The sequence below is a fragment of the Bacillus cereus group sp. BfR-BA-01453 genome (assembly GCF_022662915.1).
GTDB lineage: Bacteria > Bacillota > Bacilli > Bacillales > Bacillaceae_G > Bacillus_A > Bacillus_A paranthracis.
Map to the genome: position 1 here is coordinate 221,373 of NZ_JAKUEN010000001.1, position 25,967 is coordinate 247,339.

The following is a 25,967-nucleotide window of genomic DNA, read 5'->3' on the forward strand; positions in this document are numbered from 1 at the left end:
TTAAAGATAACAATATAAATTTGTAACTCTCTAAAAAACTTGTACTACACATGGAATTATTATGCATTAAAGCTAGTAGTAAATCTTATATCCACTTTTAGTACATGCCTACACTAACTTAACATAAATAATTAGAAAATTCAATCTATTAAAGTTTAGTAAAACTAAAAAAGTGTATGGAAACCCATACACTTTTTTACTTCGTTTGTAAATACGGCGGCAATTGTTGTAACTGCTCTTTATCCTTTTCACGCTCTCTACGTGCCCATCTAAAGAATACATAGCCAATAATCGTACCGTACACTATTTCCTGGACAATTTTCATAATGATGCCGCCTGTTTGTTGGTCTTGTACGATCGGCATCCAGTGTAAAAATTCTGGTCCAGTTATATTTAAATCAGATAAAGTTCCCGCTGGTACACATAGTTCCATCGCCTTCATCCAAGCAGCCGGATCCGTATACGTTGCAAATAACGGTGCAGTCGCAAAAATTATTAACGCGCAAGCTGGCGTTAATAATATACCGTTAGCAAACATATAACCAAGTTTCTTTATATCACTTAACGTTTGATATTCTGGTAATGGATTTAGCATCGGCCACCACATCATGATTGCCGTAAAGAACAATATAGCGAGACAGATAGGATGAGCAATTTGACTTTGTTTTACTGCATCAAAAACAACTGGTAAATGATAAAAAGAAAACAGGCCATTAAATACAAACAATGCAATAAGTGGCTTAGCAAATACCTTTAATATAATTTGAACGAACTTAAAAGAAGTAATATAACGATATAACCAAACTGGTATACCAAGTAACAATAACGGCGGAACTGCAATATACATGACTGCCATTTCGAACATATGTGCACTAAATATAATATGACCAATTAAATCAATAGGACCTCCCTTTACAAAATACAAAAGAACAATTCCGGTCGTAAAATAAAAAACTTGCTTCTTACTTACCTTCGTCGCATGTTCAAATCGCATTCTATATGGCCCAATAATTAAAAAATATCCAATGAGGATCGAAAGCATAAATAATAAAAAGATTGGACTCCATAGCGCTTGAAAACCAAATATCCACAAGTTACTCATTTTCACACCTACCTTCTTAAGGTTATCCGTTCACATAACATGAAGAGGGAGCTGTGTCAACACAAGCTCCCTTATTCTTCACTTTTCAAATCCACACAATTGTCATAAAAGCTAAAATTGTAATTAATCCGATCAGCAGACCAGAATAAAGAAAGAAACTTGCCGCTTCATGTCCTTTATGACTCATATGCATAAAATAATACAATTGAAAAATTACTTGTACCACCGCTAATAGTAAAATAAATGGTACTGAAAAAGTCGGACTAAAAGTTTTCGGATATGCTACCGCTGCAAATGCAACTAATGTTAAAAAAATCATTAATGCAAATGTAATAACTTGATGCTTCATTTCCTCCGCACTTTTTCTTTTCCGATAAACAAGATCAACTTTAGGATTATTCGTTTGCTTTATCGCCATTGTTTATCCCACCATTCCCATTAAATATACTACAGTGAAAATAAACACCCAAACTACGTCAATAAAGTGCCAATAAATCGATGCAACATAAAACTTCGGTGCATTGTATAAATTTAGACCTCTCTTCGCATTCCTAAAGATTAATGTTAAAATCCAACACAATCCAAACAATACGTGGAGTCCATGTGTACCAACAAGAGCATAAAACGCGGAACCAAATGCGCTACTTCTCATAGTATGCTTAAATTCATGCGTATAATGATAAAACTCATATATCTCAAATCCTAAAAACCCTAAACCTAGCAGCACTGTTACTAGTAGCCAAAGTTGCATTTTCTTAAAATTAAAGTTTTTCATATGATACATCGCATATACGCTCGTTAAGCTACTCGTTAATAAAAGCATCGTCATAATGAAAACGAGTGGCATTTGGAACATCTCTTGAGATGTTGGTCCGCCATTTGTAGAATTCTTTAACGCTAAATATGTGCCAAATAAGGAAGCGAACAATACTGTTTCGCCTCCAAGAAATAACCAAAAACCGACAAACTTATTTTTCCCCTCAAGGGTTGCTTTTTCAGGCTCTGCTGGAAATGTTTCATTCGTTAATTTTTCATCTACATGCATTACGCCTTGCCCCCCTTATCTTCTAAATCTTCTTTATGAATATGATATCCATGATCATCAATTACTGAACGTAGGAACATTGTACCAAACGTAATAATTAAACCGATAATTGCTACTAATAACCAAAACTTATCTTTTCCACCCTGCATATACATTGCACCGAATGCCGCTATAAACAATCCTAAAGAAATGATAAATGGTGAAAATGATGGATTTGGCATATGAATATCACCCACTGGTTCCGCCGCTGTCATCTCTTTATTCCCTTCACGTTTTTCAATCCAAAACGGATCTAACCCGCGAACAAATGGTAATTGTTTAAAGTTATATTCTGGTGTAGGTGCTGGCATTGTCCATTCTAATGTACGTCCATCCCACGGATCACGACCAGCCTTTTCTTTTGATACTGTTGTTTTAATTACATTGAATAGAAGAACAATCGTTCCAAGAGCCATAAATACTGCTCCAATAGAACTAATCATATTGCCCATTTCCAACCCTTGACCTTCAAGATATGTGTAGTAACGACGTGGCATACCAATTAAGCCAAGGAAATGCTGAATGAAGAACGTTAAATGGAAACCGATAAAGAATAACCAAAATGTTATCTTTCCTAACGTTTCATTCAATACTTTATTAAACATCAGCGGCCAATAATAATGGGCTCCTGCAAGTAAACCAAATACAACACCACCGACAATTACATAATGAAAGTGAGCTACTACGAAATAGTTATCATGAAATTGATAATCAGCTGGTGCAGATGCTAGCATAACACCTGTAACTCCTCCCATTACGAATGATGGAATGAAGGCTACTGCCCACATCATCGGTGTCGTAAAACGAATACTTCCGCCCCACATTGTAAAGAGCCAGTTGAATATTTTAATACCGGTCGGAACCGCAATCGCCATTGTTGCAACTGAGAAAATAGCATTTGCAACTGGACCAAGCCCAACAGTAAACATATGATGCGCCCATACCATAAACCCTAAAAATCCAATTAATACTGTCGCAAACACCATCGATGAATAACCAAATAATCGTTTTTTCGAAAACGTCGCAAAGATTTCTGAGAATATTCCGAAAGCTGGGAGTATAAGAATGTATACTTCTGGATGACCGAAAATCCAGAATAAGTGCTCCCATATAATTGTATTCCCGCCCAGTGCTGGATTAAAGAAACTTGTTCCAAATAAGCGGTCTAACATTAAAAGTCCTAATCCTACAGTTAACGGCGGAAAAGCAAATAATATTAATGAAGATGTTACAAATGTCGTCCACGTAAACATCGGCATACGCATATACGTCATCCCTGGCGCACGCATATTAATAATGGTTACAAGGAAGTTAATACCTCCAATTAATGTACCTATACCGGAGATTTGCAAGCCAAGCACATAAAAATCAACACCATGGCCTTTAGAGGCTAAAGCTAAAGATGCATAAGATGTCCATCCTGCATCAGGCGCTCCACCTAAAAACCAACTTAAATTTAAAAATACTCCACCAAAGAAAAATAACCAAAATCCGAGTGAATTCAAAAACGGGAACGCTACATCACGTGCACCAATTTGAAGTGGTACAGCGGCGTTCATAAATGCAAACACGAGTGGCATAGCTGCGAGGAAAATCATTGTTGTACCGTGCATAGTTAATACTTGATTATAAGCATCCCCAACAAGAAAAGCGTTGTTAGGAATCGCTAATTGAAGGCGAATAAATAGAGCTTCTATTCCGCCTATTATAAAAAACAATCCACCTGCAATTAAATAGAGAATGGCAATCTTTTTATGGTCTACTGTCGTTAAATAATCCCATATGACAGCACCCATCCCCTGTTTTTTTGCTACAGAACTCACGTTTTCAACCTCCCCTTCGCGAATAATCCCTCTTTACTTTTCAACTTTTAACGTTTGTAAGTATGCATTTAATGCATCAATTTGATCGTCTGTTAAGTTGCCATATTTACCAGTCATTTTATTTCCTGGTTTCATATTTTCAGGATCTTTCAGCCATTTTTTTAAGTTTTCTTCATTGTTTTCAGCAATGCCGGCAACTGTATCGCGATCCGCAAAGTTTGCTAAGTTTGGTGCGATACGAGCGGAAGGTGGTCTACTATCATTAGATCCAACTGCGTGACAACCAATACAGCTTTTATTAAATATTTCTTGGCCTTCTTGCGCCTTTGTTGAAGCTACTTCTTTCTTCCCATCAATTTTCTTCATATCAGCAAGCCACTTTTTGTACTCGCTTTCATCTAAAGCTTTCACTTTGAATTGCATTAAAGAATGTGATGGGCCGCAAAATTCTGTACAAAAACCATTATAAGTGCCCGATTTATCTGCCTTTAACCACATTTTGTTCACATTATCTGTATTTGTATCCATTTTCCCAGCTAAAGATGGAACCCAAAACGAATGTTTAATATCGGCACCCTTCAAATTCAAATACACTTTCTTACCTGTGGGGATGACTAAATCTTGAGAAGTTACTATCTTTTCTGATTTATAAGAAAATTCCCACCAATAAAGATTCGCTGTTACATCAACAACGATAGTATCTTTATCAATATTCTTTTTCTCCATCGCACTTACATCAGCAAGTTTGAATGTATATGTAACCGTCGGAACAGCTAAGATTAGCAAAAGAATAATCGGAATAACTGTCCATATAATTTCTAGTTTGTGATTCCCTTCAACTTGCTCCGGAATATAATCTTCCTGACCTTTCTTTTGTCGGAAACGCACAATTACATATAAGAAAATAATAGTAACTACTAGTACTACTCCTACCATGATCGCACTTGCTAGTAAGAGCAGATCATATTGCATTTTTGCTACTTCTCCTTGCGGAATTAAAGTAGATTGAAAGGCTTTACCGCATCCCCCTAACAGTAAAGCCAGCAGTGAAACGAACGAAAGCAGTCGCCACTGTTTCTTCATACAAACAACCCCCACTTTCCTTGTGAATTAGATTGTACTTTATAGTTAAGTAAAGTAAATCTCAACGTAAAGAAATCCAATTATGTCGTTGTCTTAGAAGAATGTAACTACAATCATTGATACAAATAAGATTGTTAAATAATTTAGGGAATAAACAAACATTTGCACAGACCATTTGATGTCATCTTTCTTACGGAAGCCATAAAAACCTAAAACGATCCATCCGATGTTAAGCAGTGTTGCAATTACCATAAATGTTATCCCTAGTCCACTCATATAAAATGGTAGTGGTAATAAACATACTGTCCAAATCATAATTTGGCGTTTCGTAATTTCAAATCCATGAACTACAGGAAGCATTGGAATTCCTGCGTTTCGATATTCATCAACACGTTTCATTGCTAATGCAAGGAAATGTGGGATTTGCCAAATAAACATAATTAAAAATAACATCCAAGCAATTGGATGGCCTAAAGATGGATCGATTGCTGCCCATCCAATTAAAGGTGGAACTGCACCAGATATACTACCTACAACAGTATTTAGTGTATACTTTCTCTTTGTCCATAAACTATATAGAACAACATATGTGAAAGCACCAATAAATCCCATTAAGACTGCCATTGGTGTTGTTAATAATAAAAATACAAAACCAAGAAGTAATATAACTAGTCCAAATGTAAGTGCAAATCCTGGTTTATACTTTCCAGTAACCGTTGGACGGGTCTTTGTTCTTTCCATTAATGGATCGATGTCTCGATCAATGTAGTTGTTTAAACAACATACCCCTGCCATAACTAAACCAGAACCAACGATTGTAAAGAATAACTTATCCAGATTGTCCATTACACTTAATCCATTAAAGTGTAATGCCAACCAAAATCCTGTAAATACAGTAAGTGTATTTGAATTTACAATCCCCATTTTAACGAGCGCTTTTAAATCTTGTAACCGAGTTGTTTCCGGTACGCTTGTAACAGCAGACTCATCATGCAGCTCACTTGTTGCATGGTTCATCACTTTAACCCCCTCTTAAAACTTTCATCTTTCTTTTTGCGCCTATTTCAAATTGAAATATTTCGCTTCTATATAGCAATATTATTACAGTAGAAACATTGTTAACCCATTCTACTACTAATCTACGCCCATACTCCAATATATTAAATCATATTTCCCGAACATTTTGTGAAGAAAACATGAACTTTTTGTGTCGAACATAAAAAAACTTAATTGTTACTTATCCATATCATAACATGATGTTACCTTCTATAATAAACTTTTTTGTCATATTTAACACGTATTCTCCCCATTTCTTTTCAAAATAGCCTATTTTTCACCTAAAAATTTCCTTATAAACCTTATTTCCACACCCGTTTTCTCTTCCCTGTCTTCCCCCTCCATTTCTTTGCTATTTTATTATTTTTTATATATCATAGGAACTAGCGCGTTTTATTCTATACATAATGGAATGAAAATATTTCGCAATAACTTCATAGCAGAAAGATGGTGAAAGAGATTGCAACGCTTTATTAAATGGTTAGCAGTCATTACGAGTCTTGATTTATTAATAGTTTTATTAGGAGGCGCCTTAGTTACAAAAACAGGCTCTGGCCAAGGATGCGGTAAATCATGGCCACTTTGTAACGGTGAATTTGTTCCATCTAATTTATCAATGGAAACTATTATTGAACTAAGTCATCGCCTTACATCAGGATCAGCAGGAATTCTTGTTACTCTCCTTTGTATTTTGTCCTGGAAATATTATAAACATGTGCGCGAAACAAAAACGTTAGCAATTTTATCCTTCGTATTTTTAGTTGCACAAGCATTAATGGGAGCCGCAGCGGTTGTTTGGGGGCAAATGCCAGCTGTACTTGCTATCCATTTCGGTATTTCCTTAATTTCATTTGCTTCTGTCATTTTATTAACGTGTCTTATCTTTGAAATTGACCAAAAATTTGATGCACGTTCACTTATTATGGACAAAAAAATGAAATTTCATATTTATGGTGTAACAATTTACAGTTATATTGTCGTCTACACAGGGGCTTTAGTCCGTCACGAACGAGCTAGCTTAGCCTGTCCAGACTTTCCTTTATGTAGCAAAAATAGACCTATGCCAACTCAATTACATGAATGGGTTCAAATGGGACATAGAGTTGCAGCGATGTTAATTTTCGCTTGGATACTATACGCGATGATTCTCGCTATCCGCCATTACAAACAGCAGCCTGTCGTATACTGGGGATGGATCATCTCATTTATCCTTGTTACACTTCAAGCTATCGTAGGAATTTTAGTCGTATTTACAAATGCTAGTTTATCAATGGCATTATTACATTCCCTATTCATTTCTTGCTTGTTTGCTGTACTATGCTATTTAGTTATGTTAGGTACAAGAAGTAAAGTGAATGCAAAAGAAGCTGCATCAATTTCTAAACAAACAAAATAAATGAAAATACCTTGCCCGAATTGGCAAGGTATTTTTTCGTAATAAAAAAGAGCTGTGTTTCCACAACTCTTTTTTATTTTAGTGATCTAATTCAATGAGTAAGTCACCCGTTTGAATTGCATCTCCATCGTTAACATATACTTTTTTCACTTTACCATTAAACGGCGCTTGAACTGTCGTTTCCATTTTCATCGCTTCTGTAATTGCCATAGATTCGCCTTTTTTCACTTCATCGCCTTCTTTTACAACTACTTTAATAACCGTTCCTGGCATTGTTGCGCTAATGTGGTTTGGATTTTCACGGTTTCCTTTCACACGTTGTGCAACTGTCGCTTTCACACTTTCGTCTTTCACAACAATCTCACGTGGTTGACCGTTAAACTCCAAGTAAAGCACACGATTTCCATCTGGCTGAGGCTCTCCAATTGATACTAGTTTAACCATCAATGTTTTACCTTGTTCAATTTCCACATCGATTTCTTCACCAAGTCTCATACCATAGAAGAATGTTGGTGTATCAAGCACAGATACATTTCCATAAATCTCAGCAACTTTTTCGTAATCCATAAATACTTTTGGATATAATGCATATGCAACTACATCAAACATCGTCACTTCGCGTCCAAGTTTATGGAATAGCTCTTCTTTTAACGCGTCGAAATCTACTGGTTCTAATAATTCACCTGGTCTTACTGTTAATGGTTCTTTCCCTTTTAAAATAATTTCTTGTAACTTTTTCGGGAAACCACCATATGGTTGTCCTAAATCTCCAGAGAACATTTCAACAACAGATCCTGGGAAGTCCATAGAATGTCCACGCTCTAAAACATCTTGTTCTGTTAAGTGATTTTGAACCATGAATAATGCCATATCACCAACAACTTTAGATGATGGTGTTACTTTAACAATATCACCAAACATGTCATTCACACGGCGGTACATTACTTTCACTTCATCGAAACGATCGCCTAAGCCAACCGCTTTCGCTTGTTGTTGTAAATTACTATACTGTCCGCCTGGCATTTCGTGCATATATACCTCTGTATGAGGAGCATTCATACCACTTTCAAACGGTGCGTAGTATTTACGTACATCTTCCCAGTAATGAGATAATTTTTCTAATGAATCTATATTAACATCTGGCTGTCTTTCGTTTCCACCTAACGCATAGTATAGCGTGTTCGCACTTGGTTGTGACGTTTGACCAGCCATAGAACTTACTGCTACATCGACAATGTCAACACCTGCTTCAATTGCCTTCGTATACGTTAATATACCATTTCCACTCGTATCGTGTGTGTGCAGGTGAATCGGAATCGATACCGTCTCTTTTAATGCTGAGACTAAATCATATGCTGCATTTGGTTTTAGTAAGCCCGCCATATCTTTAATACCTAAAATGTGAGCTCCTGATGCTTCTAATTCTTTTGCTAAATTTTTATAGTAATTTAAATCATATTTACTACGCAGTGGATCATGAATATCCCCTGTGTAACACATCGTTGCTTCTGCAATTTTACCAGTATCTCGTACAGCATCAATCGCAACTCTCATACCTTCTACCCAGTTTAAGCTATCAAAAATACGGAACACATCAATTCCAGCTTGGGCAGAACACTCCACAAACTTTTGAATTAAATTATCCGGATAGTTTTTGTAACCAACCGCATTTGAAGAACGAAGTAACATTTGGAATAAAACATTTGGCATTTTTTCACGAAGATCTAGTAATCGTTCCCACGGATCTTCTTTTAAGAAACGATATGCAACATCAAACGTTGCACCGCCCCACATTTCTGCTGAGAATAAGTTCGGTAACATTCTCGCTGTCGGCTCTGCAATTTGGTGTAAATCTTTTGTGCGAATACGCGTTGCAAGTAATGACTGATGCGCATCACGGAATGTTGTATCCGTTAAAAGTACACGTTTTTGATCTTGTACCCATTTTACTAATCCGTCTGCTCCACGCTCATCCAAAATTTGTTTCGTTCCATTTTTGATTGGCTCTGAGTGTAATACATTCGGTATACGAGCATCTGGGAAAATTGGTTTCTCTTTTTTCCCTACTCCTGGGAAGCCATTTACTGTTACTGTCCCGATGTAATTTAACATTTTCGTTCCTCGGTCTTTACGTTTCGAGAACAAGAATAGTTCAGGTGACGCATCAATAAATGAAGTGTCATATTCCCCTGATAAGAAGTTTTTATGTTTTACTACATTCTCTAGGAATGGAATATTCGTTTTAATACCACGGATACGGAATTCTTTTAAGTTACGTTCCATTTTTGCAGCAGCTTGTTCAAAAGTAAGCGCCCATGTTGTAACTTTTACAAGTAAAGAATCATAGTACGGTGTAATAACAGCACCTTGGAAACTATTACCTGTATCAAGACGAACTCCAAAGCCACCACCTGATCGATATGCCATAATTTTCCCTGTATCCGGCATGAAATTATTTAGTGGATCCTCAGTCGTTACTCGAGATTGTATTGCAAATCCATGTACAACAACTTCCTCTTGCTTTGGAACACCCACCATTTTACTATGTAATGCATGTCCATCAGCTATTAAAATTTGTGATTGAACGATATCGACTCCTGTAATCATTTCTGTAATTGTATGTTCTACTTGAACACGCGGATTCACTTCAATGAAATAGAAATTATCATCTTTTACAAGAAATTCAACTGTTCCTGCGTTTAAATAATTTACATTTTTCGTTAATTTCACAGCAGCATCACAAATACGCTGACGCAAATCATCTGAAAGCGACACACTAGGTGCAATTTCTACTACTTTTTGATGACGACGTTGTACAGAACAGTCTCGCTCGTATAAATGAACAACATTGCCCTCTTCATCTGCTAAAATTTGAACTTCTATATGTTTAGGTTTTTCAACGAATTTTTCTACGTATACTTCATCATTACCAAAGGCTGCTTTTGCTTCTGACTTTGCTCGATTATACGATTCTCTTAATTCTTCACTAGTACGTACAATACGCATACCACGACCGCCCCCGCCAAGGGAAGCTTTAATAATAATCGGGTAATCATACTTTTCAGCAAATTTTTCGACTTCTTCTAATGAATCTACTGGCCCATCACTACCAGGAATAACTGGAATTTGTGCTAGCTGCGCTTGTGTTCTTGCTTTTACTTTATCTCCAAACATATCTAAATGCTTACTTTTTGGACCGATAAAGATAATCCCTTCTTCTTCACAACGTTTTGCGAATTGAATATTTTCTGACAAGAAACCATATCCAGGGTGGATTGCATCTACATGATTACTTTTCGCAATCTCAATAATGCCCTCAATATCTAGATAAGCATCAATTGGCTTTTTTCCTTCCCCAACTAAATAGGATTCATCGGCTTTATAACGATGATAAGAACCACTATCCTCTTTAGAATAGATTGCAACTGTTTTTAATCCCAGTTCCGAACAAGCTCGAAACACACGAATTGCAATCTCTCCACGGTTAGCTACCAATACTTTTTGAATACGTTGCAGCTTTGTCATGATTTTCCCCCTCTACTTTCCTACCACTCTAGAGATAAAATATATACACACCATAAAGAGCGTGAAGTTCTTCACTTTCTACATTATATTATACTTAGAAAGCTTCACTTTATTTTTATCCATCATACCTTATTTTTTAACAAATGATAAGTTTTCTGAGCAATTTGTCTCACAAAAATAGTATAGCATACCTCTTCCTTTTCTAACAACTCAATTGTATATCACTTTTTCATTAATGTGATATACAATTTATCTTAAAGATAAATTAATACATCATATTTAAAACTACTTAAAAATAAAAAACACATCATGCTCTAAAGCACAATGTGTTTTATTTTACAACTACAAGATGTGGTCCACCTTGTTCTCTTTCTTTAACTGTCTCGTTCTGTTGTTTCTCTTGTCGTTTTACATGACTAGCAATATTGAGTAATATCCCCATCGCCAATAGATTAGCTAATAAGGAACTCCCGCCATAACTAACAAACGGTAAAGGAACTCCTGTAAGTGGTATTAATCCAGACATACCACCAACATTAACAAATGTTTGGACTCCAAACAAACTTGCAATTCCGATAGCTATTAAACTTCCAAATGGATCTTTACACTTTTGTGCAACTCTAAAGGCCCGAATAATTATAAGTAATAAACAGATTAAAATAATAGCCACACCTATAAAACCAAGTTCTTCAGATATAATTGCCATTATAAAATCCGTTTGTGGTTCTGGTAAGTAACCATACTTTTGTACACTATTTCCTAATCCTCTACCATTTAGCCCTCCCGAAGCAATTCCAATAAACGAATTTATTAATTGAAATCCATCCTTTTGCGGATCGCTAAATGGATCAAGAAAAACAGAAAACCGTGCTTTTTGGTACTGACTTAATTTATAACTCCCAAGAAAATACAACGCCGGAGCCCATACTATAGATGTTAACAAGAATCTCTTTATCCATAAATTCACATTAACTCCTGAACAAAGAAACATAATTCCTACTGTTCCCGCAATTAACATATCGGTACCTAAGTCATTTTGCTTTAAAATTAAAAACATGATTAAACCAACACCTAAAAGTACTGGTCCTGATCCTTTAAAAACAGACGTATTCGTTTCTTGCCTTTTCGCAAAGAAATGGGCCAATACGAGAATAACTGTTATCTTAACAAATTCCGCAGGCTGTATTCCAAATATCCATCCATTTGCACCATTTACCGCTTTAGCAAAGAAGGCAGCTGCTGCTAATAATGCTACACTAATTCCATAACTCCCCAATAAAAAGATTCGTTTTCTCCACACTTTATATGGGATAATAACAAGAATTATTAATACTATTGTCCCAGCAGCTAAAGTAATTAATTGTCTTTTAAAAAAGAAATTTGCTGGTTTATCAAACCTCGAAATCGCAACAATGGAACTAGAACTATATACCATTATAACTCCCAGCACACATAAGATAACAAGAGGAAGTAATAATGAATAATCCATTGATTTCCATACTCTTTTCATTTCATTTCCTCTCTCTGTTTCAATTTAATTATTGTTGTATTCCATATGTACATTGGTTCTTCCTGCTTTATTATACAAATAAAAAGCCCAAACTTTTTCAGTTTGAGCCCCCTTATTTGAACCCGTTATTGTTGTTTGTTTGTAAATGCTTCATGAAGTGCAGATAACTCACGTTCAAGCTCTCCTAACATTGCTTTCCCTTGTTCTTCTGCAATAAGACCAAGGCGAACTGCAAAATCGACTTCGCGGGATAGTCCAAACATTTGTGTGTCTAACACTTCTTCATATAATGGACATTGCGGCATTGTAAGATGGTCCATTTGCACCTTAATAAGTCTTAAAATCTTCTCCGCATCCGCTTGTAGAAGGGCTAGTGCCTTTTCCTGATGATTTGATACTGTCTCAGACGCCAAATTGATTCCCTCCGTTTCCGTCCTACTCTCTCCTATCTATTAATATTAGCGATAGTTTTAATAAATTGCAATAGAAACATTTTTTGTGACAATAGTGTCTAATACTATTATACTGAAAAGTGGGAGTATAACACAAATGGGGGAACAACAATGAGCGAAATTTTATTTATTAATGGAAAAGTTCGTTTTCCAATCACTATCGATCCAACCGTTTGGATCTTTGATGATCGAAAAGTAGATTTGACAACTTACTTTGATGAAACGAGAGAAAACACTTCAGAACTAGAAGCTTATTTAAAAAACACTTCGGAACATTGGGATCGCGAAATCCGTGATGGTGCTGCTTTCCCGCCGATACAACAAAGTGTAAAGAAATTTAAAAAAGAACAGCTAATTACTGGAACGTTTGGTATACCATTTCAACCTTTTCTTGCTAATGCCGAAATTTCAGATGACGCTACGCAAGTCGAGATCGAAACAGTAGATGATACAATAACGCTTCCATTAGAAACTGTCAAACATGCTATTCTTGGTTTTTCAAAAGAAGGAAAACCATTAAAAGAAGATGGACCTGTTCATTTATATTACAATGATGGATCTAATAGACAAAATCCAATCCGTAACATCCGCAAATTTACAATTATTTAAAGAAAAGGAGTGAGCTTTTGCTCACTCCTTTTTATAGTAAATCTGCGGCTAGTTGAGCTAAATTAGATCGCTCCCCTTTAACAAACTTTACATGACCACTAATACGTTGCTCTTTAAACTTCTCTACAACGTATGTTAAACCGTTATTATATTCATCCAAATACGGATGATCAATTTGCTGAGGATCTCCCATTAATACGATTTTACTTTTTTCTCCTACCCTCGTTAGTATCGTTTTCACTTCATGCTTCGTTAAATTTTGTGCTTCGTCAATTATAATGAATTGATCTGGAATACTTCTCCCGCGTATATACGTAAGAGCTTCTACTTCTATCGAACCCATTCCAGCTAAAATAGCATCTAACTCTCCTGGTTTTTTCGTATTAAATAAATACTCTAGATTATCAAAAATCGGTTGCATCCACGGTCTTAACTTTTCTTCTTTTTCTCCCGGTAAATAACCGATATCTTTCCCAACTGGAACAATTGGCCGTGCAACGAGTAGTTTTTTATATAACCCTAAATCTTCCGTTTGCATGAGCCCCGAAGCTAAAGCTAGTAATGTCTTTCCTGTACCAGCTTTCCCTGTTAGCGTAACTAGTGGAATATCTTCACGAAGCAACAATTCTAATCCCATAATTTGCTGCACATTTCGTGGTCGTATTCCCCATACTTGTTCATTGGGAAAAATAAGTTTCTTTACCTTCTTACCTAAATGATCCACAATACCTAGTGCTGAACTAGATCCACCTAACGCATCTTTCATTACTACAAACTGATTTGGATAAAAAGGATGATTTGCAATTTCGGATAAAGGCAATTCGCCTTTTTCATAAAAATAATCCAATTGTTCTTTTGATATATATCCTTCTAAAAATCCTGAATATATATTTTCCACTTCAATAACCCGATCACTTAAATAATCTTCCGCCTTTAAACCTATTGCATCTGCTTTTACCCTTACGAGCACGTCTTTACTTACTAAAATAACAGACTTCCCGTCCTCTTTTTCTTGTTCTTCTAAAGATAGATTTTTTGCTACAGCTAAAATTCGATTATCATTTGTTTTTTCTACAAAAATATCTTGTAGTTGGACAAACGAACGATGATTTAATTCAATACGAAATGTACCGCCGTTTTCTAGCGGAATACTTTCATGCAGTTTTCCTATTTCACGAAATTTGTCTATTAACTTAGATACATAACGAGCGTTTCGTCCTACTTCATCCATATAACGTTTTTTCGAATCAACCTCTTCTAATACAACTGCTGGAATCACTACTTCATTGGTTTCAAATGAAAAAATAGATAAAGGATCCTGCAAAAGTACATTCGTATCTAACACATAAATTTTATCCAACCTGTTACCCCCTGACTCCACTTTTAAATTTGTAGAACAAGGGTTTCATCCATAAAATATGGACGAACCATTGTTATAATTATATGTACCGTATAAACGAGGTAGAATCGAAATTTATAGCCATTAAACTTTTTATTTATTTTTTATTCATTTCTATTCAATATATTACTTTTAATTATAATTATTAACATAAAATCACAATAAGTAATTACAAAAGTTAATAACTGACTTTCTTATTTATCACATTTATAATTCTTTCATTCCTGCTAACACTTGGTTATCGAGCTTTTTAGCTGCACGAAGATCATACGTTTTTTCATATGTTGGCTCAATTGCAAGTTTTGCACCATAAAACATAACATCACGTACTTCTTGTACATTTACTTCTATTACAGTTAATTTTAGAGGAATGTCTTCCATTCTATCAGTCAAAATTTCACCTACACCACTTATGGAAAATACGGATTCATTCGCCATTATAGTCAATACCACTCCAGTACTATGTCTTATATTTTCCACAATACGTGAACGTTGATCTACTGCAAATCGAATACTAGTTTTACTCACTGCATACACCCAAGAAATAGCACTTACGTTAGGAACTTGTTTTTCAAAATCTGTTGTTGCTACCATAACAATACACTCTTTACGTAACGTTTGTACTAAATCATCTGTTAATGTGGGCTCTACTACATTCGCCATATTTCCACCTCCAAATATACTTCATATATCCTTATCATAACCTATTTTTTGAATTGCGAAAATATTATTTTTTCCCACTATTATTCAAAAACATTACACTTCCATGATATACTTATACTGATAGAATTCGTATTGAGGTGACGAAATGAGAGTCAAATGTATGATTTGTGATAAAAAAGATATGTTAGATGATGAAAATCCTATGGCAAAAAAACTGCGTAATCGCCCTATTCATACATATATGTGCATGGAATGTTCGGAACGAATTGCTGAACGTACGATGGAACGTCATGCAAGTGGTAATTTCCGATTATATCGTGATAAAAAAGTCGAAGACGATTGGTAAAATATAAATAAGTCCTTTATCAATATTGATAAAGGACTTATTTATATTTTTCAGGTTCGCGATTCATTTGATCCAAAAAACAATCAATAGCTTCTAATGGAAACCTTGCAGATTTTCTTTCTCCATTTATTTCATATGTAACTAAATACATTTCCTCGTTCTTCTTAACTTCCACATTTCTCAATTTATGTTCTTCATATATCATATTTTGAAATAACAAATACGTTTCTTTTGCAGCACTATCATCCGGACGTGCTTCGGCAACTGTTTTAATTGTTAACCAATTATATAACGCATCTTGTACGGAACGCATAAAACTCCCCCCTCATCCTGCTTTTTGTTGTCTTGCTTGACGTAATCGCAACCTATAAATCCCAAGTACAATTGCTGCTACAACAAGCCCCTCTCCAACAGGTAAGAAAACTGCAAAGAAAGTTAACACTGTACACCCAATCGCTAACGATATATATATCACTATATTTTTTATTATAGATAGTTTTCTTGCAAAACCTAAATTATACACAAGTGCACTTAATATAATAATGACGCCATACAGTAACCACATCCCTAGCTCTGGATTTTCATCAACTTTACATAACTTCGCAAAAAACGACATTCTTTCTAACACCATTTATCCCCCTTCCTCATAAATCAAACCATTTTTCTTTATGTACTTAATACAAGAGTAACCTGTGAAAAAAATACTGTCCACAAAAAGAGTAAATATTCTAAAAAATAAACATAAAAAAAACAGCTACCTTAATTAAAGGTAGCTGTTTTACTATTTTACGCTTCTACAGATTTCTTTTTCTTAGCAGCTCTTTCACGTTCGCTCTTATCAAGAATCTTTTTACGTAAACGAATTGATTCTGGAGTTACTTCACAGAACTCGTCATCGTTTAAGTACTCTAATGATTCTTCTAAAGTCATTAAGCGTGGTTTTTTCATTGTTGAAGTTTGATCTTTCGTCGCAGAACGAATGTTAGTTTGTTGTTTCATTTTCACAACGTTAACTGTTAAGTCATTCTCACGAGTGTGTTCTCCGACAATCATACCAGCATATACTTCTGTACCTGGTTCAACGAAGATTACACCACGATCTTCAACTTGCATAATACCGTATTGTGATGCTTTTCCTGTTTCAAGTGAAACTAGAACACCTTGACGACGTCCACCAACTTGTCCAGCGTGTACTGGTTGGTAGCAATCGAATGTATGGTTTAAAATACCGTAACCACGAGTTAATGTTAAGAATTCTGTTGTGTAACCAATTAAACCACGTGCTGGAACCATGAAAGTAAGGCGAACTTGACCGTTTCCGTTATTCACCATATCTAACATTTCACCTTTACGTGCACCCATAGATTCCATAATAGAACCAGTGTATTCTTCAGGTACATCGATTTGTACACGCTCTACAGGCTCACATCTTACGCCATCAACTTCTTTAATAATTACTTCTGGCTTAGATACTTGTAGTTCATAACCTTCACGACGCATGTTTTCAATTAAGATAGATAAATGTAGTTCCCCACGTCCAGATACGATCCATGCATCAGGAGACTCTGTATTATCTACACGTAAACTTACATCTGTTTCTAATTGTGAACGAAGACGCTCTTCAATTTTACGAGATGTAATGTATTTACCTTCACGACCTGCAAATGGACTGTTATTTACAAGGAACGTCATTTGTAGTGTTGGCTCATCAATACGTAATAATGGTAACGCATCTTGATGTTCAACTGGACATACTGTTTCACCAACGTTAATGTCTTCCATACCAGAAACAGCTACTAAGTCTCCAGCTTTTGCTTCTTCAATTTCTTGACGTTTTAATCCCATGTAACCAAATAATTTTGTTACGCGGAATTGTTTTACGCTTCCGTCTACTTTCATTAAAGCAACTTGTTGTCCAACCTTCATTGTACCGCGGAATACGCGTCCAACTCCAATACGTCCAACATAGTCGTTGTAATCAAGAAGTGCTACTTGGAATTGAAGTGGCTCTTCGCTGTTATCAATTGGTGCAGGAATATGTTCAATAATTGTATCAAATAATGATTTCATATTCTCTTCTTGATTTGCTGGGTTTGAATCTAAGCTTGCTGTTCCGTTCATTGCTGATGCAAATACAACTGGGAACTCTAATTGATCTTCGTTTGCACCAAGTTCGATGAATAAGTCGATTACTTCATCAACTACTTCATCAGGGCGAGCGAAGTCACGGTCAATTTTATTTACTACTACGATTGGAGTTAAGTTTTGCTCAAGAGCTTTCTTTAAAACAAATCGTGTTTGTGGCATACAACCTTCATATGCATCAACAACAAGTAAAACACCATCAACCATTTTCATAATACGTTCTACTTCTCCACCGAAGTCAGCGTGACCTGGTGTATCTAAAATGTTAATTCTTTTATCTTCATAGTGAATCGCAGTATTTTTCGCTAAAATTGTAATACCGCGCTCTCTTTCTAGATCATTTGAATCCATTGCGCGCTCTTCAACGTGTTCGTTCGCACGGAAAGTCCCCGCTTGACGTAATAACTGGTCAACAAGTGTTGTTTTACCATGGTCAACGTGGGCAATAATTGCTATATTACGTAAATCTTGTCGTTTTTTCAACATGTCCAACTCCTAATGTCTTTTTAATCCTTCTCTATTATAAGAGCGAAGGGGATACAATAGCAATTAAAATAAAATCAAGAATGAAAATATAGTTGTATTCTTACTTTTGTGAAAGTAAAATGAGATTGGAGGGTGAAGAAATGGAACACATTCAATATCGCTTTTTGTTAACTGCAATTATCGGTGTTATTTTCTTAATTGGTATCGGCATTATGATTGCTGAAAATAGTCCAATCGGTATTATTATTTGCATTATCGGCACATTTGTTACAGTTGGATACGGTTTTGTAACAAAAAGAAAAATGCGTAAATCGCAATAACGTCAAAAAGTAAGAAGCCTGTATACAGCCTCTTACTTTTTTTGTTACTTGGATATAAAGTGAAACTTTAATCAGTGGGGTTTTTCTTCATCCCCCCACTGATTATCAGCCCTCACCAATCGGGATAAACGATAACACTTCTTCATACACCCCTGGCTTCGCAACTAATACGCTACTCTTCTCTACGATAGAAAGTGGCACTCCGGAGAATGTTGTTACCTTGCCTCCAACTTCCTCTACAATTATCTGTCCCCCACCAAAGTCCCATGGTGATAATCTAGGCGTTACATATGCATCGATTCTTCCAGTTGCAACGTATACCATCTCTAATGCTGCACAGCCATATGATCTCGTGCCTCTTGCTTTCTTAACAAGTGCCATCATACTTTCCATATTAAGCAATGGATTGTCGGTAAGCCATATCGCATTTAAAGCTACAATACCTTGCTCTACAGTACCTTTTTCTAATAAAGGTATCGGTACTTCATTACAAAATGCTCCAGCCCCTTTTAACGCATGATATAATTCATCATGAACTGGATCATAAATAAGTCCAATCTTTCCGATACCGTTCTCATAAATTCCAATTGAAATTGCAAAATTTCTTTTTTGGTGAACAAAGTTCATCGTGCCGTCAATTGGATCAATTAACCAAACAACCCCGTCAGAAGAAGTTACCTCGTCTCCATAGCCCTCTTCACCTAAAATATGATGATGTGGGAATGTTTCTTTAATTTTCCCAATTAAAAACTGTTCTATTTCTCGGTCCATATTTGTTACTAAATCAGCTGCATTTGATTTTGTTTCTATAATAAGTGCTTTTTTCATTGATGCCATTAAATGCTCTCCCGCATCCCGAATCCACTGTTTGGCGTGTGCATCGATGTCTTTCCATACTTCTTGCATGTTTAAACACTCCGATCTATACTGTTCACAGAAAAAACGAACCCTTTATAAGGTTCGCACCAACTAATTTTTTATACATATACTATTATTACGCTTCTAAACGAATCATTTCAAGTCTTAACACTTCTAACTTTTGTACACACTCTTCTTTTTTCTGTTTATCATCTTCCATCATCGCATCATATAAAGTTGCTAATTCATAATCTAGCTCCAAACGTAGCACCGGTATTCTCTTTTCAGCATCTGTTCTCTTTAACGCATTAATCACCTGTCTCATATTATTTGCCTCCTCCCAATATTCGTCTGCCCTCGGACTAGAATTAATTAAATTTTCTGATTTTTTTGTTTTATACTATACTATGTTGAATAAATCATCTATGCAACAAAATTATATTTTTTTATTTAAATTTTTTTGTGCTGTTTTTTTTATGAATAGTACAAGCTATGCTAAAATAAAAGCAAAATAGGAGTTGGAGGAACAATCATGACACTACAAACATTCAAATCAACTGATTTTGAGGTCTTTACAGTTGATGGTCTCGAAGAACGAATGAGTGCAATTAAAACGAACATTCATCCTAAGCTAGAAGCTTTAGGGGAACAGTTTGCAGCTTATTTATCCAAACAAACTGATGAGAACTTTTTTTATCATGTAGCAAAACACGCACGTCGCAAAGTCAATCCACCAAACGATACTTGGGTTGCTTTTTCAACAAATAAACGCGGATATAAAATGCTACCACATTTCCAAATTGGATTATGGGGTACTCATGCCTTCATATACTTTGGTTTAATCTATGAGTGTCCACAAAAAGTGGAGACGGCTCACGCCTTCTTAGAACATATAAATGATTTAAAAACAAATATTCCAAATGACTTCGTTTGGTCCATTGACCATACTAAACCAAGTGTAAAATTACATAAAACACTTGAAACAAATGATTTACAAAAGATGATTGAACGTCTAGCTACTGTAAAAAAAGCAGAATTATTAGTTGGTATTCATATATTACCAGAGGAGTTTTCAGCAATGACCAACGAACAATTCCTTGCTAAGATTGAATCTACGATGCAATCACTCCTTCCTTTATATGCACTTTGTAATCGATAGTAGAAAACGGACAATTTATATTGTCCGTTTTTAGTTGTTATCACATTATATCACTTCAGTTTTTATTTTTCAAAATATTTTTTACATTTTCACAAGCTTTTCTTCTTCAATTTCTTTAGCCTTCTGAATCGCACGGTATATAGAATATCCACTTACTTCTTGAAACTCTTTATCAATTTTCTTTTCTTCTGCTTTCGATGGAACAATCTCTTTAAAACGACGATATAACCCCATTAATTCTTCTCTTATAATTCCTTTTTCATATGCTTTCTCAATCGCTTCATAAAACTTCACAATTGTAACCATTTCCTCATTTGACCAATCATAATCTAACGGATATTGATATTCCATTTCGCACCTCATTTATCTTTTCTTCTTATTTCAATACGCTATCTTAAAGTGATTTTTTTCTACTTCATTATAGCCACTTTGCATTATACACTATTTATTCATTTTAATGGAATTGCCTTCCACTAGAAGTTAGTAGGCAGCTACTATTTAACATACTCACCGTAAAAATATTTTTTGCTATACATCTATAATTATTGGTGATATAATGCTTTTGTTTTATAGAAAATAAAGTGAAGCTCCCATCTCAAAAAAGCTTTTGTGAATGGCAGAAAAACAAGTCTCATTCTAAAAAAGAACGTAACTTTTTTAGAACAAGATTATATAAAACAAACTCTAATAAATATTAAAAAAAGAAGGGGTGTATAGATTGTCCCAATACGAAACACCATTGTTTACCGCTTTAGTTGAGCACAGTAAGCGAAATCCAATTCAATTCCATATTCCAGGGCATAAAAAAGGACAGGGCATGGATCCTGAATTTCGCGAATTTATTGGGCATAATGCATTAGCAATTGATTTAATTAATATTGCGCCGCTCGATGATTTACATCATCCAAAAGGTATGATTAAAGAAGCACAGGATTTAGCAGCCGCTGCATTTGGTGCGGATCATACTTTCTTTTCTATTCAAGGTACAAGTGGCGCAATTATGACAATGGTGATGAGCGTTTGCGGTCCTGGTGACAAAATACTAGTACCACGAAACGTGCATAAATCAGTAATGTCAGCTATTATTTTCTCAGGTGCAAAACCTATTTTCATGCATCCTGAAATTGATCCAAAACTTGGTATTTCACATGGAATCACAATTCAATCTGTCAAAAAGGCACTTGAAGAGCACTCAGATGCGAAAGGCCTACTTGTTATTAACCCAACATACTTTGGCTTTGCTGCGGACTTAGAACAGATTGTACAATTAGCACATTCTTACGATATCCCTGTACTCGTTGATGAGGCTCATGGTGTTCATATTCATTTTCACGATGAACTGCCGATGTCAGCGATGCAAGCCGGTGCAGATATGGCAGCAACAAGTGTTCACAAATTAGGTGGGTCTTTAACGCAAAGTTCTATTCTTAATGTAAAAGAAGGCCTTGTGAACGTAAAACATGTTCAATCTATTATTAGCATGCTTACGACTACATCAACGTCTTACATCTTGTTAGCCTCCCTAGATGTCGCTAGAAAACGTCTTGCTACAGAAGGAACGGTACTCATAGAACAAACAATACAATTAGCGGAACAAGTTCGTGATGCTATAAATGATATCGAACATCTTTACTGTCCAGGGAAAGAAATGCTAGGTACGGATGCTACTTTTAACTATGATCCTACAAAGATAATTGTATCTGTAAAAGATTTAGGTATTACAGGCCATCAGGCTGAAGTATGGCTTAGAGAGCAATATAACATTGAAGTAGAGCTCTCAGATTTATACAACATACTATGTCTTGTCACTTTTGGGGATACAGAAAGTGAGACAAATACACTTATTGCAGCATTACAAGATTTATCAGCAACATTTAAAAATAAAGCTGATAAAGGTGTTCAAGTGCAAGTAGAAATTCCAGAAATACCTGTTTTAGCACTTTCTCCTCGAGATGCTTTTTATTCGGAAACAGAAGTCATCCCATTTGAAAATGCAGCAGGTCGTATTATAGCTGATTTCGTTATGGTTTATCCGCCAGGGATTCCAATCTTTACTCCGGGGGAAATTATTACACAAGATAACTTAGAGTATATTCGTAAAAACTTAGAAGCAGGTTTACCTGTACAAGGTCCTGAAGATATGACATTACAAACATTACGCGTGATTAAAGAGTACAAGCCTATCAGTTGATAGGCTTTTCTTTCACCCTTTTGGCCTTTTATCATACGATATTATGTAATGTAACGTATAGGTGGGGATACTATTATGATTGTAATAGGCCGTTCTATTGTACATCCTTATATCACAAATGAATATGAGCCATTTGCAAATGAGAAACAACAAATTTTATCTATCATGGCAGGAAATCAAGAAATCTATTCCTTCCGAACATCTGATGAACTCAGCTTTGATTTAAACTTGCGCGTTAATATTATTACTTCTGCATTAGAACTTTTTCAAAGTGGATTTCAGTTTCGCACATTTCAACAATCTTTTTGCAACCCTCAGTATTGGAAAAGAACGTCCCTTGGAGGATTCGAGCTCCTTCCAAACATACCCCCTTCCATTGCCATACAAGATATTTTCAAAAACGGAAAACTATATGGAACTGAATGTGCCACCGCAATGATTATTATTTTTTACAAAGCTTTACTATCATTGTATGACGAAGAAACCTTCAACCGTCTCTTTGCAAACCTTTTACTTTATACGTGGGACTACGATCAAGATTTAAAGCTCATAACAAAGACGGGTGGCGATCTTGTCCCAGGTGATCTCGTTTACTTTAAAAATCCACAAGTGAACCCAGCTACAATCGAGTGGCAAGGAGAAAATACAATCTATCTAGGAAATTTCTTTTTTTATGGGCATGGCGTAGGTGTAAAAACAAAAGAAGAAATTATATACGCGTTAAATGAACGACGAGTCCCTTACGCTTTTATTTCCGCTTTCTTAACCGATACTATTACCCGTATCGATAGCCGTCTTATGAGCTACCACGCTTCTCCTAGCACACCACAGACATCCATAGGATTTATTCCGATTAGAGATGATGCAATTGTTGCAACAGTTGGCAACACAACTACAGTTTATTAAAAAAAGCACCTACATATGTAGGCGCTTTTTTTATTTAAGCTTTTGAATGTTCTTTATGGTCACAGTCGCAATGAGATCCACATTTCCCGTATAGTACTGTTGATTTTTCATCTTCAAAATGTCCGATTGTTCCTTCACATACTTGGCATACGATTGTTCCCATTTTTCATTTCCCCCTGAGTTTTAATAGTAATCTATTTATTTATCATTAAGCTTTCGCATTATCCCTACTAGCACAGTCACAATTTGTTCCGCATTTTCCGTAAAGCACTGTCGTTTTTTCATCTTCAAAATGTCCGATTGTTCCTTCACATACTTGGCATACGATTGTTCCCATTTTTCATTTCCCCCTAAGTTTATGGTCCTAAAAACTTTCAGCTGTCCATTTCCTATCAATTATTGGGCTTTTGTATGCTCTATGTGATTACATCCGCAAGATCCACATTTCCCGTAAAGTACCGTTACTTTCTCATCCTCGAAGTGTGCAATTGTACCTTCACAATCTTGACATACGATTGTTCCCATTTTTCATTTCCCCCTAAGTTTATAATCCCAAAAACTTTTTTGTAACCGCTTAACTTTCTGTCTTTATTTTAATATGTTATACTTTTTGCGTCAATAGGTTTTTAGTATAACACATTAAATATTTTAATTTTAAATTAGTATGCGATATTCAAACAAAAAAACAGCCATATTTATACGTACGACTGTTTTACATTATTTATTCTTCGTATTCCGCATGCAAAGATGTAGATGGAACTAGAAATGAGAAGAACTGAGCTAACTCAGCTGCTTCCTCTTCTGAACCTAATTTGAACACTTCCTGCAAATGTTGAACATTCTCTACATCATCTCGTCCAAGTAAAGTAGACCTTCCTGTTTGCATGCAAACAATAAGTGGCTTTCCAAAAAACATATTTGTATAAATAACACCAAAATCATAACGAGTATCATGTGTCATAAACCCCAAAAATCGTACCTTCACACTTTCATGCTCATCATACAATTTTTCAAACATCGGTTTCCACCTTTCTACATCACCTTTCATTAGTATATTAAACAAAAAAAGGAATACTCCTTTTAATTGTCAAAAAATTCAGCAGGATGTAGAATGAGAGTATTCTACTAAGTTAGGGGGAACTTATATGCAACATGCCTTTATTACGCTTGTACCTAAATCCAACCAACAATCTGTTTCAATAGATGATATAAAACAACTTTTTCATTATTATAAAACAGTTACTTCCAAAACTGGTGTTCAAATTAATTACGCTTATACAAATACCGCTTTTCCGTATGAAATTTTAGATACATCAGCAACAACATTCAAACTACAATCTACTCACGATCGATATGACTCCATTTATGTTGGTGTCGGTATAGAAAAGGAACAAACTTATATTCAAGTTTCTTTACCACCTAATGCAACATTTGGTGATAAAGGAAAAGCAAATGAATTTTGCCGTTTTCTAGCGAAGAAATTAGAAGGAGAGTTAAAATTATTTAATGGAAGAACAATGTATTTCTATAAACGTTAATTTAAAAAATAGAAAATATAATTAAGAAAAGTATGCAATTTGAACACGTAAGGAATAATGCCTGCTTTCTAATTTGCAATACAAAATATGCGATCACATATGCTAAATAAAGAAATACAAAAAATAGAATAACTTTATAATGCAACTTATCACCATTTGACAATGATAATACAACGGAAAAACCACTCCATAATAAAAAATGATAAAATATAACATGTAATATTCTCATGGAACCTTCTCCTTTGACATGCTCTATTTTATTACTATATGGGATTAAGTTTGAATCAATTACATATTACACGAAAGCATATATATG

30 protein-coding genes are annotated in these 25,967 nt (G+C 35.3%); 8 read left to right on the forward strand and 22 right to left on the reverse strand.

Going from position 1 to position 25,967, the window contains the following annotated elements:
* Positions 1–196 precede the first annotated feature (196 nt).
* From ctaG to ctaB, 6 genes are all read right to left on the reverse strand, one after another.
* A complete protein-coding gene (gene ctaG / locus MR070_RS01050) occupies positions 197–1,102 on the reverse strand; it encodes a cytochrome c oxidase assembly factor CtaG (protein WP_242260396.1) in 906 nt (301 codons plus the stop codon).
* Between the two features lie 85 nt (positions 1,103–1,187).
* The gene (gene ctaF / locus MR070_RS01055) at positions 1,188–1,520 is read right to left on the reverse strand and encodes a cytochrome c oxidase subunit IVB (RefSeq protein ID WP_000985699.1); all 333 of its coding nucleotides are present in this window, start codon (positions 1,518–1,520) and stop codon (positions 1,188–1,190) included.
* Between the two features lie 3 nt (positions 1,521–1,523).
* A complete protein-coding gene (gene ctaE, locus MR070_RS01060) occupies positions 1,524–2,147 on the reverse strand; it encodes a cytochrome c oxidase subunit III (RefSeq protein ID WP_000557861.1) in 624 nt (207 codons plus the stop codon).
* On the reverse strand, positions 2,147–3,982 hold the full coding sequence (gene ctaD / locus MR070_RS01065; protein WP_011040617.1) for a cytochrome c oxidase subunit I: 1,836 nt from the start codon (positions 3,980–3,982) through the stop codon (positions 2,147–2,149). The genes ctaE and ctaD overlap by 1 nt, the downstream gene beginning before the upstream one ends.
* A gap of 60 nt (positions 3,983–4,042) precedes the next feature.
* Positions 4,043–5,092 carry a cytochrome c oxidase subunit II gene (gene coxB / locus MR070_RS01070; protein ID WP_000745271.1) on the reverse strand — a complete coding sequence of 350 codons (1,050 nt, stop codon included), beginning with the start codon at positions 5,090–5,092 and terminating at the stop codon, positions 4,043–4,045.
* Between the two features lie 93 nt (positions 5,093–5,185).
* Entirely contained in the window at positions 5,186–6,109 is a 924-nt protein-coding gene (ctaB, locus tag MR070_RS01075) for a protoheme IX farnesyltransferase (protein ID WP_001015058.1), read from the reverse strand.
* A gap of 499 nt (positions 6,110–6,608) precedes the next feature.
* Between ctaB and ctaA the strand changes: the two genes are divergently transcribed.
* A complete protein-coding gene (ctaA, locus tag MR070_RS01080; protein ID WP_001188736.1) occupies positions 6,609–7,544 on the forward strand; it encodes a heme A synthase in 936 nt (311 codons plus the stop codon).
* A gap of 78 nt (positions 7,545–7,622) precedes the next feature.
* Here the strand turns inward: ctaA and pyc are convergent, their stop codons facing one another.
* From pyc to MR070_RS01095, 3 genes are all read right to left on the reverse strand, one after another.
* Positions 7,623–11,069, reverse strand: coding sequence for a pyruvate carboxylase (pyc, locus tag MR070_RS01085; RefSeq protein ID WP_138321194.1), 3,447 nt, complete (start codon positions 11,067–11,069; stop codon positions 7,623–7,625).
* A 331-nt stretch (positions 11,070–11,400) separates the two neighbouring features.
* Positions 11,401–12,579, reverse strand: coding sequence for an FtsW/RodA/SpoVE family cell cycle protein (locus MR070_RS01090; protein ID WP_000832767.1), 1,179 nt, complete (start codon positions 12,577–12,579; stop codon positions 11,401–11,403).
* 125 nt (positions 12,580–12,704) lie between these two features.
* The gene (locus MR070_RS01095) at positions 12,705–12,992 is read right to left on the reverse strand and encodes an Fpa/YlaN family protein (protein ID WP_000135695.1); all 288 of its coding nucleotides are present in this window, start codon (positions 12,990–12,992) and stop codon (positions 12,705–12,707) included.
* 150 nt (positions 12,993–13,142) lie between these two features.
* Here MR070_RS01095 and MR070_RS01100 point away from each other — a divergent pair, with 150 nt between their 5' ends.
* Positions 13,143–13,640 carry a molybdopterin-binding protein gene (locus MR070_RS01100; protein WP_001289788.1) on the forward strand — a complete coding sequence of 166 codons (498 nt, stop codon included), beginning with the start codon at positions 13,143–13,145 and terminating at the stop codon, positions 13,638–13,640.
* Positions 13,641–13,671: 31 nt separating this feature from the next.
* Here the strand turns inward: MR070_RS01100 and MR070_RS01105 are convergent, their stop codons facing one another.
* Together MR070_RS01105 and MR070_RS01110 are read right to left on the reverse strand one after the other, a co-directional pair.
* Complete coding sequence (locus MR070_RS01105) at positions 13,672–15,000, reverse strand: PhoH family protein (RefSeq protein ID WP_000358084.1); 1,329 nt, start codon at positions 14,998–15,000, stop codon at positions 13,672–13,674.
* Positions 15,001–15,246: 246 nt separating this feature from the next.
* Positions 15,247–15,702: a pyridoxamine 5'-phosphate oxidase family protein gene (locus MR070_RS01110; protein ID WP_000024590.1), complete on the reverse strand. Its 456-nt coding sequence runs from the start codon at positions 15,700–15,702 to the stop codon at positions 15,247–15,249.
* Positions 15,703–15,847: 145 nt separating this feature from the next.
* Between MR070_RS01110 and MR070_RS01115 the strand changes: the two genes are divergently transcribed.
* Positions 15,848–16,048, forward strand: a complete 201-nt coding sequence (locus tag MR070_RS01115; protein WP_001995040.1) for a YlaI family protein — start codon at positions 15,848–15,850, stop codon at positions 16,046–16,048.
* Positions 16,049–16,085: 37 nt separating this feature from the next.
* Here MR070_RS01115 and MR070_RS01120 read toward each other — a convergent pair whose 3' ends face one another.
* The 3 genes from MR070_RS01120 to typA all read right to left on the reverse strand — a co-directional run bounded on the left by MR070_RS01120 (position 16,086) and on the right by typA (position 18,679).
* Positions 16,086–16,361, reverse strand: a complete 276-nt coding sequence (locus MR070_RS01120) for a hypothetical protein (RefSeq protein ID WP_001258148.1) — start codon at positions 16,359–16,361, stop codon at positions 16,086–16,088.
* Positions 16,362–16,373: 12 nt separating this feature from the next.
* A complete protein-coding gene (locus tag MR070_RS01125) occupies positions 16,374–16,676 on the reverse strand; it encodes a YlaH-like family protein (protein ID WP_000893666.1) in 303 nt (100 codons plus the stop codon).
* 158 nt (positions 16,677–16,834) lie between these two features.
* Positions 16,835–18,679: a translational GTPase TypA gene (gene typA, locus MR070_RS01130; RefSeq protein WP_000914763.1), complete on the reverse strand. Its 1,845-nt coding sequence runs from the start codon at positions 18,677–18,679 to the stop codon at positions 16,835–16,837.
* Between the two features lie 140 nt (positions 18,680–18,819).
* On the opposite strand from typA, the gene MR070_RS01135 reads away from it, so the two are divergent.
* Complete coding sequence (locus MR070_RS01135) at positions 18,820–18,999, forward strand: DUF5325 family protein (protein WP_000400127.1); 180 nt, start codon at positions 18,820–18,822, stop codon at positions 18,997–18,999.
* A gap of 105 nt (positions 19,000–19,104) precedes the next feature.
* Here the strand turns inward: MR070_RS01135 and MR070_RS01140 are convergent, their stop codons facing one another.
* Together MR070_RS01140 and MR070_RS01145 are read right to left on the reverse strand one after the other, a co-directional pair.
* Positions 19,105–19,905, reverse strand: a complete 801-nt coding sequence (locus tag MR070_RS01140) for an inositol monophosphatase family protein (RefSeq protein WP_001158694.1) — start codon at positions 19,903–19,905, stop codon at positions 19,105–19,107.
* 88 nt (positions 19,906–19,993) lie between these two features.
* Positions 19,994–20,182, reverse strand: a complete 189-nt coding sequence (locus MR070_RS01145) for a hypothetical protein (protein ID WP_001250164.1) — start codon at positions 20,180–20,182, stop codon at positions 19,994–19,996.
* A gap of 207 nt (positions 20,183–20,389) precedes the next feature.
* Here MR070_RS01145 and MR070_RS01150 point away from each other — a divergent pair, with 207 nt between their 5' ends.
* Positions 20,390–21,016 (forward strand): YktB family protein, encoded by a 627-nt coding sequence (locus tag MR070_RS01150; RefSeq protein WP_044790725.1) that lies wholly within the window; start codon positions 20,390–20,392, stop codon positions 21,014–21,016.
* Positions 21,017–21,097: 81 nt separating this feature from the next.
* On the opposite strand, the gene MR070_RS01155 is transcribed toward MR070_RS01150, so the two are convergent.
* On the reverse strand, positions 21,098–21,367 hold the full coding sequence (locus tag MR070_RS01155) for a UPF0223 family protein (RefSeq protein ID WP_000456550.1): 270 nt from the start codon (positions 21,365–21,367) through the stop codon (positions 21,098–21,100).
* A gap of 367 nt (positions 21,368–21,734) precedes the next feature.
* Here MR070_RS01155 and speA point away from each other — a divergent pair, with 367 nt between their 5' ends.
* Positions 21,735–23,207: an arginine decarboxylase gene (gene speA / locus MR070_RS01160; protein WP_000084888.1), complete on the forward strand. Its 1,473-nt coding sequence runs from the start codon at positions 21,735–21,737 to the stop codon at positions 23,205–23,207.
* Positions 23,208–23,282: 75 nt separating this feature from the next.
* Complete coding sequence (locus tag MR070_RS01165) at positions 23,283–24,113, forward strand: protein-glutamine gamma-glutamyltransferase (RefSeq protein ID WP_000635349.1); 831 nt, start codon at positions 23,283–23,285, stop codon at positions 24,111–24,113.
* 34 nt (positions 24,114–24,147) lie between these two features.
* On the opposite strand, the gene MR070_RS01170 is transcribed toward MR070_RS01165, so the two are convergent.
* The 4 genes from MR070_RS01170 to MR070_RS01185 all read right to left on the reverse strand — a co-directional run bounded on the left by MR070_RS01170 (position 24,148) and on the right by MR070_RS01185 (position 25,131).
* On the reverse strand, positions 24,148–24,276 hold the full coding sequence (locus MR070_RS01170; protein ID WP_000536793.1) for a GapA-binding peptide SR1P: 129 nt from the start codon (positions 24,274–24,276) through the stop codon (positions 24,148–24,150).
* Positions 24,277–24,321: 45 nt separating this feature from the next.
* Positions 24,322–24,450, reverse strand: a complete 129-nt coding sequence (locus tag MR070_RS01175; protein ID WP_000536805.1) for a GapA-binding peptide SR1P — start codon at positions 24,448–24,450, stop codon at positions 24,322–24,324.
* A 59-nt stretch (positions 24,451–24,509) separates the two neighbouring features.
* Entirely contained in the window at positions 24,510–24,638 is a 129-nt protein-coding gene (locus MR070_RS01180) for a GapA-binding peptide SR1P (RefSeq protein WP_000536781.1), read from the reverse strand.
* Between the two features lie 196 nt (positions 24,639–24,834).
* Complete coding sequence (locus MR070_RS01185; RefSeq protein ID WP_011040622.1) at positions 24,835–25,131, reverse strand: DUF3055 domain-containing protein; 297 nt, start codon at positions 25,129–25,131, stop codon at positions 24,835–24,837.
* A gap of 127 nt (positions 25,132–25,258) precedes the next feature.
* Here MR070_RS01185 and MR070_RS01190 point away from each other — a divergent pair, with 127 nt between their 5' ends.
* Positions 25,259–25,651 carry a DUF1885 family protein gene (locus MR070_RS01190; RefSeq protein ID WP_001163309.1) on the forward strand — a complete coding sequence of 131 codons (393 nt, stop codon included), beginning with the start codon at positions 25,259–25,261 and terminating at the stop codon, positions 25,649–25,651.
* 1 nt (position 25,652) lies between these two features.
* On the opposite strand, the gene MR070_RS01195 is transcribed toward MR070_RS01190, so the two are convergent.
* Positions 25,653–25,880, reverse strand: a complete 228-nt coding sequence (locus MR070_RS01195; protein ID WP_001221351.1) for a hypothetical protein — start codon at positions 25,878–25,880, stop codon at positions 25,653–25,655.
* Positions 25,881–25,967 lie beyond the last annotated feature (87 nt).

What these genes read in the sequence shown, in the direction of transcription:
- ctaG (WP_242260396.1), bottom strand. Translation starts at nt 1,102, where the DNA reads ATGAGTAACTTGTGGATATTTGGTTTTCAAGCGCTATGGAGTCCAATC.
- ctaF (WP_000985699.1), bottom strand. Translation starts at nt 1,520, where the DNA reads ATGGCGATAAAGCAAACGAATAATCCTAAAGTTGATCTTGTTTATCGG.
- ctaE (WP_000557861.1), bottom strand. Translation starts at nt 2,147, where the DNA reads ATGCATGTAGATGAAAAATTAACGAATGAAACATTTCCAGCAGAGCCT.
- ctaD (WP_011040617.1), bottom strand. Translation starts at nt 3,982, where the DNA reads ATGGGTGCTGTCATATGGGATTATTTAACGACAGTAGACCATAAAAAG.
- coxB (WP_000745271.1), bottom strand. Translation starts at nt 5,092, where the DNA reads ATGAAGAAACAGTGGCGACTGCTTTCGTTCGTTTCACTGCTGGCTTTA.
- ctaB (WP_001015058.1), bottom strand. Translation starts at nt 6,109, where the DNA reads ATGAACCATGCAACAAGTGAGCTGCATGATGAGTCTGCTGTTACAAGC.
- pyc (WP_138321194.1), bottom strand. Translation starts at nt 11,069, where the DNA reads ATGACAAAGCTGCAACGTATTCAAAAAGTATTGGTAGCTAACCGTGGA.
- MR070_RS01090 (WP_000832767.1), bottom strand. Translation starts at nt 12,579, where the DNA reads ATGAAAAGAGTATGGAAATCAATGGATTATTCATTATTACTTCCTCTT.
- MR070_RS01100 (WP_001289788.1), top strand. Translation starts at nt 13,143, where the DNA reads ATGAGCGAAATTTTATTTATTAATGGAAAAGTTCGTTTTCCAATCACT.
- MR070_RS01110 (WP_000024590.1), bottom strand. Translation starts at nt 15,702, where the DNA reads ATGGCGAATGTAGTAGAGCCCACATTAACAGATGATTTAGTACAAACG.
- MR070_RS01115 (WP_001995040.1), top strand. Translation starts at nt 15,848, where the DNA reads ATGAGAGTCAAATGTATGATTTGTGATAAAAAAGATATGTTAGATGAT.
- MR070_RS01120 (WP_001258148.1), bottom strand. Translation starts at nt 16,361, where the DNA reads ATGCGTTCCGTACAAGATGCGTTATATAATTGGTTAACAATTAAAACA.
- typA (WP_000914763.1), bottom strand. Translation starts at nt 18,679, where the DNA reads ATGTTGAAAAAACGACAAGATTTACGTAATATAGCAATTATTGCCCAC.
- MR070_RS01135 (WP_000400127.1), top strand. Translation starts at nt 18,820, where the DNA reads ATGGAACACATTCAATATCGCTTTTTGTTAACTGCAATTATCGGTGTT.
- MR070_RS01140 (WP_001158694.1), bottom strand. Translation starts at nt 19,905, where the DNA reads ATGCAAGAAGTATGGAAAGACATCGATGCACACGCCAAACAGTGGATT.
- MR070_RS01145 (WP_001250164.1), bottom strand. Translation starts at nt 20,182, where the DNA reads ATGAGACAGGTGATTAATGCGTTAAAGAGAACAGATGCTGAAAAGAGA.
- MR070_RS01150 (WP_044790725.1), top strand. Translation starts at nt 20,390, where the DNA reads ATGACACTACAAACATTCAAATCAACTGATTTTGAGGTCTTTACAGTT.
- MR070_RS01155 (WP_000456550.1), bottom strand. Translation starts at nt 21,367, where the DNA reads ATGGAATATCAATATCCGTTAGATTATGATTGGTCAAATGAGGAAATG.
- MR070_RS01165 (WP_000635349.1), top strand. Translation starts at nt 23,283, where the DNA reads ATGATTGTAATAGGCCGTTCTATTGTACATCCTTATATCACAAATGAA.
- MR070_RS01170 (WP_000536793.1), bottom strand. Translation starts at nt 24,276, where the DNA reads ATGGGAACAATCGTATGCCAAGTATGTGAAGGAACAATCGGACATTTT.
- MR070_RS01175 (WP_000536805.1), bottom strand. Translation starts at nt 24,450, where the DNA reads ATGGGAACAATCGTATGCCAAGTATGTGAAGGAACAATCGGACATTTT.
- MR070_RS01180 (WP_000536781.1), bottom strand. Translation starts at nt 24,638, where the DNA reads ATGGGAACAATCGTATGTCAAGATTGTGAAGGTACAATTGCACACTTC.
- MR070_RS01185 (WP_011040622.1), bottom strand. Translation starts at nt 25,131, where the DNA reads ATGTTTGAAAAATTGTATGATGAGCATGAAAGTGTGAAGGTACGATTT.
- MR070_RS01190 (WP_001163309.1), top strand. Translation starts at nt 25,259, where the DNA reads ATGCAACATGCCTTTATTACGCTTGTACCTAAATCCAACCAACAATCT.
- MR070_RS01195 (WP_001221351.1), bottom strand. Translation starts at nt 25,880, where the DNA reads ATGAGAATATTACATGTTATATTTTATCATTTTTTATTATGGAGTGGT.